Origin of the sequence: Pseudoxanthomonas indica (genome assembly GCF_900167565.1) — a bacterium.
Lineage (GTDB): Bacteria > Pseudomonadota > Gammaproteobacteria > Xanthomonadales > Xanthomonadaceae > Pseudoxanthomonas_A > Pseudoxanthomonas_A indica.
On the sequence record NZ_FUZV01000002.1, the window covers coordinates 589,590 to 601,128 of the forward strand.

At 64.8% G+C, this 11,539-nt stretch carries 13 protein-coding genes; 4 read left to right on the top strand and 9 right to left on the bottom strand.

The genetic code is table 11. From position 1 onward, the window contains the following. The gene (locus tag B5X78_RS13320) at positions 1–318 is read left to right on the top strand and encodes an EF-hand domain-containing protein (protein WP_425478745.1); all 318 of its coding nucleotides are present in this window, start codon (positions 1–3) and stop codon (positions 316–318) included. Between the two features lie 49 nt (positions 319–367). Here the strand turns inward: B5X78_RS13320 and B5X78_RS13325 are convergent, their stop codons facing one another. From B5X78_RS13325 to purM, 5 genes are read right to left on the bottom strand one after another with little or no spacing between them, the layout of a single operon-like run. Further along, entirely contained in the window at positions 368–1,063 is a 696-nt protein-coding gene (locus B5X78_RS13325; RefSeq protein WP_079725007.1) for a DUF3108 domain-containing protein, read from the bottom strand. Between the two features lie 2 nt (positions 1,064–1,065). Continuing rightward, positions 1,066–1,800, bottom strand: a complete 735-nt coding sequence (locus B5X78_RS13330) for a DUF3108 domain-containing protein (RefSeq protein ID WP_139381560.1) — start codon at positions 1,798–1,800, stop codon at positions 1,066–1,068. Between the two features lie 18 nt (positions 1,801–1,818). Then, positions 1,819–2,481, bottom strand: a complete 663-nt coding sequence (gene purN / locus B5X78_RS13335) for a phosphoribosylglycinamide formyltransferase (protein ID WP_079725008.1) — start codon at positions 2,479–2,481, stop codon at positions 1,819–1,821. Beyond that, complete coding sequence (locus B5X78_RS13340; protein ID WP_079725009.1) at positions 2,478–3,101, bottom strand: DUF2238 domain-containing protein; 624 nt, start codon at positions 3,099–3,101, stop codon at positions 2,478–2,480. The genes purN and B5X78_RS13340 overlap by 4 nt, the downstream gene beginning before the upstream one ends. Before the next feature lie 5 nt (positions 3,102–3,106). Beyond that, the gene (gene purM, locus B5X78_RS13345) at positions 3,107–4,123 is read right to left on the bottom strand and encodes a phosphoribosylformylglycinamidine cyclo-ligase (RefSeq protein WP_176140915.1); all 1,017 of its coding nucleotides are present in this window, start codon (positions 4,121–4,123) and stop codon (positions 3,107–3,109) included. 194 nt (positions 4,124–4,317) lie between these two features. Here purM and B5X78_RS13350 point away from each other — a divergent pair, with 194 nt between their 5' ends. Genes B5X78_RS13350 through hda form a run of 3 tightly spaced genes read left to right on the top strand, consistent with a single transcriptional unit; the run spans position 4,318 to position 7,318 of the window. After that, complete coding sequence (locus B5X78_RS13350) at positions 4,318–5,400, top strand: DUF2066 domain-containing protein (protein WP_079725011.1); 1,083 nt, start codon at positions 4,318–4,320, stop codon at positions 5,398–5,400. Between the two features lie 32 nt (positions 5,401–5,432). Continuing rightward, positions 5,433–6,596 (top strand): AI-2E family transporter, encoded by a 1,164-nt coding sequence (locus tag B5X78_RS13355; RefSeq protein ID WP_079725012.1) that lies wholly within the window; start codon positions 5,433–5,435, stop codon positions 6,594–6,596. A 26-nt stretch (positions 6,597–6,622) separates the two neighbouring features. Further along, the gene (gene hda / locus B5X78_RS13360) at positions 6,623–7,318 is read left to right on the top strand and encodes a DnaA regulatory inactivator Hda (RefSeq protein WP_079726187.1); all 696 of its coding nucleotides are present in this window, start codon (positions 6,623–6,625) and stop codon (positions 7,316–7,318) included. A gap of 146 nt (positions 7,319–7,464) precedes the next feature. On the opposite strand, the gene murU is transcribed toward hda, so the two are convergent. From murU to B5X78_RS13380, 4 genes are all read right to left on the bottom strand, one after another. Beyond that, positions 7,465–8,205, bottom strand: a complete 741-nt coding sequence (gene murU / locus B5X78_RS13365; RefSeq protein WP_079725013.1) for an N-acetylmuramate alpha-1-phosphate uridylyltransferase MurU — start codon at positions 8,203–8,205, stop codon at positions 7,465–7,467. Beyond that, positions 8,202–9,230, bottom strand: a complete 1,029-nt coding sequence (locus tag B5X78_RS13370; RefSeq protein WP_079725014.1) for an aminoglycoside phosphotransferase family protein — start codon at positions 9,228–9,230, stop codon at positions 8,202–8,204. Before B5X78_RS13370 ends, murU begins: the two co-directional genes overlap by 4 nt. 79 nt (positions 9,231–9,309) lie before the next feature. Next, the gene (locus B5X78_RS13375; protein ID WP_139381561.1) at positions 9,310–10,269 is read right to left on the bottom strand and encodes a pepsin/retropepsin-like aspartic protease family protein; all 960 of its coding nucleotides are present in this window, start codon (positions 10,267–10,269) and stop codon (positions 9,310–9,312) included. 110 nt (positions 10,270–10,379) lie between these two features. Beyond that, the gene (locus B5X78_RS13380) at positions 10,380–11,339 is read right to left on the bottom strand and encodes a pepsin/retropepsin-like aspartic protease family protein (RefSeq protein ID WP_139381562.1); all 960 of its coding nucleotides are present in this window, start codon (positions 11,337–11,339) and stop codon (positions 10,380–10,382) included. Between the last annotated feature and the right edge of the window lie 200 nt (positions 11,340–11,539).

An 11,539-nucleotide genomic window follows, 5' to 3' on the forward strand; every position in this document is an offset into this window, starting at 1 on the left:
CTGAGCAAGCGCACTGCTTTCACCCCCCGCCGCAAGGCCCTGCTGGTGTTCATCGCCCTGTTGCTGGCGGTGGTGGCCTGGCTGCATTTCACCGGCGCTGCCGGCACCAGCGGCATCCCCAGCAAGGACATGGACTGGAACGGCGACGGCACGGCCACCGAGGAGGAGATCTTCCAGGCGTTCTATGCCGTGGTGGTGGAGAAGAAAGTGGAAGGGCCGCGCGAGTGCCGCTCCTACTCCTGGCGCAGCGACGGCAAGCCGATACGCGTGGACTGCCGCACGACCATGTCGGCGCCGGCGGAAGCCAGCAAGGAATGAAAAAAAGGCCCGGCATGACCGGGCCTTTTTCATCCAGTGGCGGCCTGGCTCAACGCCAGGACTTGATGGTCAGGTCGATCGAGTCCTGGCCATTTTCTCGCTGCAGGATGCGCGCAGGCACCGGCATGTTGGGCACGATCCACACGATCATCTGCTTGTCGCCATCGGTGCGCGAGACCTTGGTGGCCTCCTGCGACTTGCCGGCCACGGTGATATTTTCCTTGCCCATCACCTGATAGACCATCGCCTTGGCGCGGCCGTTTTCCACCATGCGGTAGCGCAGCGGCTTGCCGGCCGCGACGTCGCGCACGATCGCCAGGTTGACGAGCAGCGCATCCATGTCACCGGCCTGCAACTTCAACGGACCGGCGCGCTCGGGCTTGATGTCGCCGGACCACGTGGCCTGCGACTTGCTCCAGTCGTAGACCGTGTCCACCGACTTCTTCTTGACCAGTACCCGCGAACTGTCACTGCTGGACAGCGGACGCAGGCGACCATTTTGTTCGTCGAACACGGTCTTCTGGCTCAGGTCGACCAGTTGATTGCGCACGGTCAGGCTGTACTGCCAGCGATTGTCGCTCTGCGGCGCGATCACCATCTGTCCTTCGCCCTGCATGCCGAGGGCGCTGGCCTGGTACTGCGCGGTGAAGGCGTCGATGGCCATGGCCGGCAGGCTGGCCAGGGCGAACATGCCCGCCGCCAGGGTGGCAGTGAGGCGATGCGGCTTGCGGTCGTGCAGGTTCATGGTCACGGTACTCCTTGGTATTCAATCAAGCGCAGATCCAGTTTGTCCTGGCCGTCTTCGCGTTGCAGGATGCGTATCGGCGTGGGCACGCCGCGCGCCACCCAGAAAATCATCTCGTCATTGCCGCCATTGGTGCGGCTGACCCGCATGGCGTCGTAACTGAGGTCATCGACCGCCACGATTTCGGTCTCCGCGGCCACCGAATACTCGTAATTGCGGACCTTGCCGAAGTCGACCACGCGGTAATGCAGCTGCTTTCCGGGTTCGGCATCGCGGATGACCGCCAGGTTGAGCAGCAGGGAACTCATGTCGCCCGCCTCCAGCGCAATCGGCGCGCGGCGGTTTTTCTTCAGATCGCCGTTCCATTGCGCCGACAACGCACGCCAATCGTAGAGACCCACCACCTTCTTGCCTGTGAACAGGGCGCTCTGGGTGGTGGCCTGGCTGAGTGGGCGGAACTGATCCCCCGGGGTGTCGAACAGGGTGCTCTGCTGGATATGGATGCCGGAAAGGCGTGCCAGTCCGTGTGTGCCGCGTACGCCCAGGTCCACCTGCCAGCGGTCCTGGTCGGCCAGCTGGGTCACCTTCATGGTGGCGCTGCCGGCCAGCTTGCCTTCGCGATAGGCATCGTAGCTGGCCACGAACGGCTCCAGCGTGGCGGCGCCGGCGACGGAAGACGCCAGCAGCAGCAAGGCAGCCAGGCGGGGCAGGGCGAAACGGGCGGAAATCGAAACCATGGGGACGGAGAACGGAGCTCAGGGCGTGGGGGTCAGTTGTCCGGCGGAATCTAGTGTCAGGGCTTTTAATACGGGCTGACCATCGCAGTAGACCACGTCATCGCGTTCAGCCAGCCGGCCGGCCGTGGCCAAGGCCACCACCGCCACCAGCAACGCGTGCTCACGCGGAATCAGTCGGGCCGCCAGGGTGTCGGGGGTGTCGCCCGCCAGCACCGGGATATGCACCTGCGCGACCACCGCGCCCGCATCCAGCTCGGGCACCACGAAATGCACGCTGGCCCCATGATCGCTGTCGCCCGCGGCCAACGCGCGCGCATGCGTCTTCAGCCCACGGTACTTGGGTAGCAGTGAAGGGTGGATGTTCAGCAGACGGCCACGGAAGCGCTCGATGAAGGCCTCACCCAGGATGCGCATGTAACCGGCGCAGATCACCCAGTCCGGATGGCAGGCCTGCACGGCATCGGCGAGGCGGGCGTCGAACTCCGCGCGATCCGGAAAGGCGCGCGCGTCCTCGCTCCAACGCATCGGCGCCCCCACCCGTTGCAGGGCGGCGGCATCCGGACGATCGGAAAACACGCCGACGACTTCCGCAGCCAACGCTCCGCTGGCCATGGCATCCAGCAGGGCCTGCAAGTTGCTGCCACGACCGGACACCAGCACCGCCAACCTAGGCTGGTTCATGCGCGCACCCGGCGGGTCGTGGTGGTGCGATGCAGCCAGGGCCAGGTGAGGGCCGCGCCGACGGTGGCCAGCAGCATGTCGGCATGCGCGTCCCACATGTCGCCCTGCTGGCCGTTGTAGGACTCGGCAGCTTCCGGCGAAAGACCCAGGGCGATCGCCCATTCCAGCCATTCGTACATCAGGCTGCTGCACATGATCAGCATCAGCATGAGGGCGAAGGCCTGTCGTGCATTCACTGGCCAGCGCAGGCGCAACCAGGCGAACACCGCCGGGGCGAAACACAGGCCGTAGAGAAAGTGGATCAAGCGATCAAAATGATTGCGCTGCCAACCAAACGCGGCGCCCGGCGACCAACCGAACACGGCTTGCGACCACTGCTCGTACGGCACGTTGGAATACAGCCAGCGCGCGCCCACGCAGTGCAGGGCGATGAAGCCACAGATCAAGGCAAAGTCGACACGTGAAATCGGCCAGCGTCGGTCATGCACAAGCAGCCAGATCAGACCGACGACGGTCAGGCTGCTGTGCAAGGCCTGTTCGAAGGGCCAGCGCGGCGCAATCCAACTGAGCGCAAACACCAGCAGTGTCAGCGCCAAGGCCACCCGCTTGCCCGCCTGCATGGCGATCAGGCAATCGCCACGCGTTCCGCGCCACTGGCGGCGAGCACTTCACCAATGCGCCAGTGGGGCAGGGACAAGCGCTGCAGGTCGGTTTCCACCGCCGCCGCGTCTTCCGGCGCCACGACCAGCACGAAGCCGATGCCGCAGTTGAAGGTGCGCCACATTTCTTCCTTCGCCACCGCGCCTTCGCGCTGCAGCCAATCGAACACCGGCGGCAACGTCCAGGCGCTGGCCTCGATGCGCAGGCCCAAGCCCTCGGGAATGACCCGGATGATGTTCTCGGTCAGGCCGCCGCCGGTGATGTGCGCCATCGCGTGCAGGTCGTGGGCCGTGAGCAGTTCCAGGATCGGCTTGACGTACAGGCGGGTCGGCGCCATCAGCGCGTCCACCAGCTTGACCCCGTCCAGGTCGAGGTCGGCCGGGCGACCTGCGCGGTCATAGATGCGCCGCACCAGCGAGTAGCCATTGGAATGCGGACCGCTGGAGGCGATGCCAATCAGCAGGTCACCCTTGCGCACCTTGGCGCCGTCAAGCAGCTTGGATTTCTCCACGGCCGCGACGCAGAAGCCGGCCAGATCGTATTCGCCTGGCGGATACATGTCGGGCATCTCGGCGGTCTCGCCGCCAATCAGCGCGCAGCCGGACAATTCGCAGCCCTTGGCGATGCCGCCCACCACGGCTGCCGCAGTGTCGATGTCGAGCTTGCCGGTGGCGAAGTAGTCCAGGAAGAACAGCGGCTCGGCGCCCTGCACCAGCACGTCGTTCACACACATGCCGACCAGATCGATGCCGATGGTGTCGTGGCGGTTCAACTGCTGGGCCAGCTTGAGCTTGGTGCCCACGCCGTCGGTGCCGGACACCAGCACCGGCTCCTTGTACTTGCCGGAGAGGTCGAACAGGGCGCCAAAGCCGCCCAGCCCGCCCATGACTTCGGGACGGAAGCTGCGCTTGACCAGCGGCTTGATGCGTTCAACCAGCTCGTTGCCCGCGTCGATGTCGACGCCGGCGTCGCGATAGGTCAACGGGGTGGAGGCGGGGGGCGTGGGCTGGGTCACGGGCGTCCAATCGCAAGGGCAAGACCGGTGATTTTAAAGGAAACGGCGGCCTGTTCGGTTCTTTCCGATGCACCGCGTTGGCGTTTCTGAATGGCCCGCGATGGCGCTCGCACGCCATTCGGGCAACAATTCCCGGCAACCGCGAAGTTTAGGGATGCTCGATGCGCTGGAAGAGGGCTTGGGTCACCATCATGGCCGCTGTGCTGGCCATTCCGTTTATCGCCAGCCCCGTGCTGGCGCAGAGCGGATTGCGCACCGAAGGCGATGTGGCCTCCGCGCACGGCACCTACGAGGCCGAAGTGCCGGTCAATGGCCAGGGCGAAACCGAGCGCAATGGCGCCTTCGCGCGCGCGCTGAGCGTGGTGCTGGGCAAGATGTCCGGCGACCGCAGCGTGACCAGCCGCCCCGGCGTGGGCCAGGAACTGCGCAACGCCCGGAATTTCGTCGACAGCTACGACTACCGGCAAGACCAGGGCACGTCGCCCAGCGGCGCACCCACCTTCCGCACCACCCTGGTCGTACGCTTCGATTCCGATGGCGTGGATGGGCTGGCGGCCGCACTGGGCCTGCCGGTCTGGCCGCAACCCCGGCCGAAGCCGGTGGTCTGGATCGCCATCAACGACGGCAGCGGCCCGCGCCTGGTCGGCCTGCAGCAAGCCAACGCCGTGCGACCGCTGCTCAACCGGGCGGTCGAGCGTGGCTACAGCCTGGGCCTGCCCGGCGGCAGTGCTTCCGAACAGGCGCTGGTCGGCGCCATCTGGCGCGGCGACACCGCCGCAGTGGCCCGGGCGTCCGCGCGCTACAGCCCGCCCATGCAATTGGTGGGCAAGCTCTACCGCACCGCCAACGGCTGGACCGCCGACTGGAATTTTGTCGACAGCGGCCGCGTACTCGCGACCTGGTCCAGCAGCGACACCGATGCGCGGCGCGCCATGGCGGCCGGCGCCGACGGTGCGGCCGATGCGCTGGTCAAGCGCTATGCCAAACGCGGCGCGGCTGGCCCCGCCGGTGTTTACCGGGTGGTGTTCAATGGCGTGCGCACCTCCGAAGACTACCTGCGCCTGATGGGGCAACTGCAGAAAATGTCGGTCGTGCGCCGCATTGCCCCGGTACGCGCCACTGGCGACACCCTGGAGCTTGATCTGGAACTGATTTCCGGCCTGTCCGGTTTCCGCCGCATGCTGGGAGATGACAGCGTGTTGATGGGCGGCGAAGGTGAGCCGCCGGTTTACCAGCTCAAGTAGTGTTCGATACATCCCGAAGGACAAGGACAGGCATGGATCTTTCTCCCACCCCGGTCGGCACACTGGCGCGTCGCTGGCAGTGGCTGCTGATCGCGGTCATCGTCGGCTGGCTGATCTATCTGCTGGCGCCGGTGCTGACGCCCTTCGTCTGCGCCGCCCTGCTGGGTTGGCTGGGAGATCCCTGGGTGGATCGCCTGGAACGCACCGGGCGCTCCCGCACCACCTCGGTGGTGCTGGTGTTCACGCTGATGATCCTGCTGCTGGTGCTGGCCCTGATCATCCTGCTGCCGATGCTGGAAGAGCAGGTGGTGGAACTGGCCGCGTCCTTGCCGTCATATCGCGATTGGTTCGTGCAGACGGCGCTGCCCTGGGTCGAACGGCACACCGGCCTGGAACTGGTGGCCTGGCTGGATCCGGATCGCATCACCGAGTGGCTGCGCGGCCATTGGCAGCAGGCAGGGGGGGTAGCCGCAACCTTCTTCGGTTACCTGTCGCGATCCGGCTTTGCCATGATGGCCTGGATCGCCAACCTGGTGCTGCTGCCGATCCTCACCTTCTACTTCCTGCGTGACTGGGACGTGTTGGTGGAACGCGTCGCCGCGCTGGTGCCGCGCGATCACATCGGCACGGTCAACCGTCTGGCCAGGGAATCCAACGATGTCCTGGGCGCATTCCTGCGCGGGCAATTCCTGGTGATGCTGGCGCTGGGCGCGATCTACGCCATTGGCCTGTCGGTGGTGGGGCTCAAGCTGGGCTTGCTGATCGGCATCATCGCCGGCCTGATCAGTTTCGTGCCCTACCTGGGTACGGCCACCGGCATCGTGCTGGGGGTGATTGCCGCGCTGGTGCAATCCGGCGGCGACTGGACGCTGGTGGCCCTGGTGCTGGTGGTGTTCGTGATTGGCCAGATGCTGGAAGGCTATGTGCTGACGCCGCGCATCGTGGGCGATCGCATCGGGTTGCATCCGGTGGCGGTGATTTTCGCGATCATGGCCGGTGGCCAGTTGTTCGGCTTCCTCGGCATGTTGCTGGCCTTGCCGGTGGCGGCCGTGGCCAACGTGCTGCTGCGCTACGCGCACGAACGCTATCGGCAGAGCACCCTGTACGCCGGCGACCATCCGACGATCCTGCTCGATTCCTATATCGACAAGGGCGCCTTGAACGACTCGCCCGGCGAGCGCCCGGAAGACAAGTGAGCCACGCCGCGCCGCCTGCCGGCGGGCTGACGCCGCAGTTGCCTTTGGCGCTGCGCTATTCGCCCGACCAGCGTTTCGACAGCTACATCGGCGCGCCTGCAGGCGCGCTGGAGCAGTTGCGCGCGTTGGCGTTGGGCCAGCAATCCGACTGGTTGTACCTGGCTGGTGGCGCACGCACTGGCAAGACCCATCTGGCCCTGGCGCTGTGCGCCGAGGCGGACCAGGCAGGTCGACGCGCCACCTACCTGCCGCTGGCGGCGGCGGCAGGCCGCATGCATGACGCACTGACGGCCTTGCACGGTCAGGACGTGGTCGCTTTGGATGGCCTGGACGTCATCGCCGGCCAGCGCGAGGACGAAGTGGCGCTGTTTGATTTCCACAATCGCGCGCGTGCGGCCGGGACCACCGTGTTGTACACGGCACGCGAGGTGCCCGCCGAACTAGGCCTGGGCTTGCCGGACCTGCGTTCGCGCCTGTCGCAATGCGCGCAGTTGCTGTTGTCGCCGCTGGATGACGCCGGCCGGCGCGATGTATTACGCGAGCGCGCGCAACGACGTGGCCTGGTGCTGGAGGAAGCTGCCATTGAATGGCTGTTGACCCGCACCGATCGCGATCTCGGAAGCCTGGTGACGCTGCTGGATCAACTGGATCGTGCGTCACTGGCTGCGCAACGGCGCATCACCGTGCCATTCCTGCGCAGCGTGCTGGAAACGCGCGGTTGAGCCGTTGAGGTTTTGGCGCCGCACCGATGGGCGCGCCGCTGCCTGGTCAAATTTTCGCCACACTCCTTGACAGCCCCGCTGCGCCAACGCGCGCGGCACTTATCCACATGCTTGTCACGATTCCATCCACATGACCTGTGGAGAAATCAAAGGCCGGCCTTCAACTCCGCATCCAGGCGCGCCAGACGCTCCGGCGTACCGACATCGGTCCAGCGCCCGGTGTGGAATTCGCCGCTGACCTGGCCGCGCGCCATCGCGGCGCGCAACAGTGGCGACAGCTTGAAGCGCGGCGGCGTCTGCTCCGTCCCTTCGACTGCGCCCACATGCTTGCGCCAGTCCTGCAGCAGGTTGGCGCGGTAGATACCGATGCCGGAATAGGTCTTGCGCTGGACCTCACCCGCAGGTCGCCCACCCTCGACGCCATCACCGAAATGCACCCGTCCACTGGCGGTATCCAGAACAAAGTCACCCTGTGGATGCTGCGGCGGGTTGTCGACCAGCACCAGATGGGCATCGCCTGGAATCATGCGCGGCAGTCGCGCGAACTCGTAGTCGGTCCACACATCGCCATTGACCAGCAGGAACGGCGCCTCGCCCAGCCAAGGCAGCGCCGCCAGCATGCCGCCACCTGTTTCCAGCGGCCGCTCACCTTCGTACGAATAGTGCAGATTCAGACCCCATTGACTGCCGTCGCCCAGGCGCTGCGGAAACTGATCGGCCAGCCAACTGGTGTTGATCACCACCTCGCTGACGCCCGATGCCGCGAGCTTTTCCAGGTGCCAGACAATCAACGGCTTGCCGCCTGCCGTCAGCAAGGGCTTGGGCGTGGCGTCGGTCAGCGGCCGCATGCGCTCGCCCAGGCCCGCGGCGAAAATCAGCGCCTTCATGCGATGTCCTGCGCGCGCATCGCGGGCTTGATGCGGTCATCCAGCAACTGTTGCAGCGCAGACAGTTCGGGATGACGGGGCAGCACTTCATCCAGGTACGCAATGAAACGTGGCGCGTCCGGCAGGTACTTGGTCTTCCCATCGCGATAGTGGAGCCGGGAGAAGATGCCCAGGATCTTGAGATGCCGCTGCACGCCCAGCCAATCGGCATCGCGCAGGAACTGCCGTGGTGAGGCCGGCACCGGAATCCCCGCGGCCAGTGCGCGCGCGTGGTATTGCAGCAGCCAGCCATCGACCCGGGCCAGCGGCCAACTGAGGTAGGCATCCTTGAACAGGCTGACGGCGTCATACGCCACCGGACCCCACACGCAATCCTGGAAATCCAGCACGGCGGGTTGGGGCAGCGTCGGCATCAGATTGCGCGGCATGAAGTCCCGATGGGTCAGCACGCGCGCCTGCGCCAGCGCATTGTCCATCAGGCGCCGTTGGACCAACTGCAAGGCCTCGGATTCGCCGCAGTCCAGGCTCAGGTCCAGATGACGCTGCAGGAACCACTCCTCGAACAGGCCGGCGTCACGCTGCAGCAGTGCCTCACCGAATTCACCGGTGCCGCCTGGTGGAGTGATGGCCTGCAGCTTGAGCAATTCGTCGATGGCCAGGGCGAACCAGTCGTCGGCCGTTTCCGCAGTGATGGTCTGCGCCAGCGTGGGACCGCCCAGGTCTTCCAGCAGCAGGAAGCCGAGATCCACATCGCGTGCCAGCACCTGCGGGACGCGTACACCACCGGTTTCGAGCAGATCGCGCATCTGCAGCCAAGGCCGGACATCCTCCAGCCCCGGCGGGGAATCCATGACGATGCAGCGGGTACCGCTGCCTTGGGTGCGCCAATAGCTACGGAATCCTGCATCCACCGAGGCCCGCTCCAACTCCACCCATGCGTCACCGGTTGCACCGCGCGCCCAATGCAGGCGCTGCTCGCTACGTACATCGCCATTGGCGGCTTGCGAATCAGGGGTAACGCTCATGAATGGGTAGGCAGTGTGGCGGGCTGCCACAGGGTACCCGCCACGCGTCCCGGGTGCGAGCCTGAAGCGGCTCGAAACGCTACTTCGAGAGGTAGAGCGAAATGTCGTCAGGCTCGACTTGTTGGACGGCAGGGATGCAGAAGGTGTTCGCGCCAAAGTCCAGCAGGACTTCATCGAACTTGCTCAGGAAACGCCGGCCCAGGCTGGAGCTGGACTGCACCTCAGTCAGCACCAGGCCGTCGAGGCGGGTGGGGCCAAGCATGATGTTCTGGATCTGGCTGACCTGGAGCGACGATTGCGATTTTCCCGCCAGATCGGTCTGGCTGTTGTTCATGCCGCCGGCGCGAATGGCGCCGAAGTAAGCGAGCGCTTCCCGGTCGTTGGGATGCAGGCCGCCGCTCGCCCCGAGATCGCCGGTATCGAGGGCGAATAGCGCGCGTTCGTCACCGACCTTGAGTGCAACGCCCGGAATGGCGTCCACATCGTAGAGGGGTTCGCAGTGCAAACGCGCGCGCACGGCAGCGACCGTGCTGGAAGCATGCTCATAGCCCAGCAACTTGCGGGAGCGATTGTCCCAATGCCAACTGAGCTTTGCCAGGTAGGGAACGCCCAGCAGACCATCGACCGCGTATTTTTCCGCGGCCTGATTCATGTCCAGCGCAAAAACGTTCTCGTCCGGCTCGAAGCGCCATTGACCCACGGACATGGATCCGGCCTTGAAGTGATGCAAGGCCAAATCGCCATAGATCCCCTTGGCTTGCGCCAGCATCGAGTCGTCCATGGGGACCGCGACGAGATCCCGCCGGGCTACGGGCAGGTGGAAAATCAAGTTGCCTGCGCCAGTATCGACAATCATGCGATAGCGGTGGCTGGACATCATCACCGTGGCGATCACGGGTGCGCCAGGGTCCGCAGGAATGTCGATGACGGTAACCGGCTCCTCAATCGCAGATGCTGCCAAGGCGGAGGAGCCGAGCGACAGTGCTGAGATTGCCAGCAGCGCGGAAACAGAGAGCTTAGTGTGCTGTGAACGAGTCATTTGATTGCAACCGAATGGCCACGAGATTGTGGCGCCAAGGTAAAGAGCAACACTGAAGTCAGGACTGGCCGCGTCGAACTGCTTTGTGGAGATGGACCAGGACCGTGGCCTCACTCCGCCAGGTAGCCGGACAAATCGTCGGGGGCCACCTCTGCCACCGACGGGAAGCAGATCTGGTTGCCGCCAAAATCCATCAGCACTTCGTTGAACTTCTCCAGCAAACCGCGGCCAAGGCGCGAGGTGGATTCGGTTTCGCCGAGGACCAGGCCGTCCAGGCGCGTCGGACCGAGCGAGACGTTCCGCAACTGAGCGAAATGGGTGGGTGATTGCGCCGGCCCTGCCGCGATTGCCGGTGGATTCCTGGTGCCAGTGGCGCGGATGGCGTCATGAGCAGACAGGGCCCTGCGAATCGTGGGATGGATGTTGCCACTGGCAATCACCTGGCTGGTGTCGATGGCGAACAGCGCCTGTTCTTTGCCAACCGTGAGCGCAATACCGGGAACCCCATCCACCTGCAGCAGCTGTTCGCAATGCAGATGCGACCGGAGGTCGGCGATTACCTTGGACTTATAGGGGTATCCGCGCAGCTGCCTGGAGCGGTTGTCCCAATGCCAGCTCAATTGCGCCAGGTAAGGGACACCCAACAGACCGTCAATGCCATATTCGTTCGCCATCGGGCCCAGATCCACGGCGTAAGCCGCGTGCTTCGGCCGTACGGTCCAGCCATCCACCGTGAACTTCTTGACCCTGAAGCTGCGAACACCAGGGTCCGCTTGCAGCTCCTTGGGAATCGCAGAGGAGGTGGTGTCCATGGGCACGGGCGCCAGATCGCGCTCGGCGATGGGAAGGTGGAAGAACAGGTTGCCCGCAGCGGTGTCCACCACCATGCGGTAATCATGACGGCCCACCGTCATCTTGGCGATTACGGGGATGGTGGGATCTGCCGGCAAGTCGATGACGGCCAATGGCTTCTCGTCAGCGCTTCCTGCATGTGCGGAAAAGGTGAGCGATAGCGCGATTGCCGAAACAACGGCGCATGCGAGAGACTTGCCTTGCTCTGAACGATTCATTTGGATGGCTTCCCGAAACTGGCGTCTTTGTGACTCGGAAAGTCTGATAAATCGTCACATTCCGTTGCATAGGAATCATCCGAAAATCTCTTGAGCGGGGTTGCCTCCGGTCCCATACTCATAAGTAAAGGCCCGTCCGCAACTGCGCTAGAACTGGCGTATCGCGGCCCACGGAGCTCGACCCACACCGCCGCAGGAAT

Excerpts from the sequence above, each read along its gene's own strand:
- B5X78_RS13380 (WP_139381562.1), bottom strand. The coding sequence starts at position 11,339 with ATGAATCGTTCAGAGCAAGGCAAGTCTCTCGCATGCGCCGTTGTTTCG.
- B5X78_RS13330 (WP_139381560.1), bottom strand. The coding sequence starts at position 1,800 with ATGGTTTCGATTTCCGCCCGTTTCGCCCTGCCCCGCCTGGCTGCCTTG.
- B5X78_RS13340 (WP_079725009.1), bottom strand. The coding sequence starts at position 3,101 with ATGCAGGCGGGCAAGCGGGTGGCCTTGGCGCTGACACTGCTGGTGTTT.
- murU (WP_079725013.1), bottom strand. The coding sequence starts at position 8,205 with ATGAAGGCGCTGATTTTCGCCGCGGGCCTGGGCGAGCGCATGCGGCCG.
- B5X78_RS13355 (WP_079725012.1), top strand. The coding sequence starts at position 5,433 with ATGGATCTTTCTCCCACCCCGGTCGGCACACTGGCGCGTCGCTGGCAG.
- B5X78_RS13370 (WP_079725014.1), bottom strand. The coding sequence starts at position 9,230 with ATGAGCGTTACCCCTGATTCGCAAGCCGCCAATGGCGATGTACGTAGC.
- B5X78_RS13350 (WP_079725011.1), top strand. The coding sequence starts at position 4,318 with ATGCGCTGGAAGAGGGCTTGGGTCACCATCATGGCCGCTGTGCTGGCC.
- B5X78_RS13375 (WP_139381561.1), bottom strand. The coding sequence starts at position 10,269 with ATGACTCGTTCACAGCACACTAAGCTCTCTGTTTCCGCGCTGCTGGCA.
- purN (WP_079725008.1), bottom strand. The coding sequence starts at position 2,481 with ATGAACCAGCCTAGGTTGGCGGTGCTGGTGTCCGGTCGTGGCAGCAAC.
- B5X78_RS13325 (WP_079725007.1), bottom strand. The coding sequence starts at position 1,063 with ATGAACCTGCACGACCGCAAGCCGCATCGCCTCACTGCCACCCTGGCG.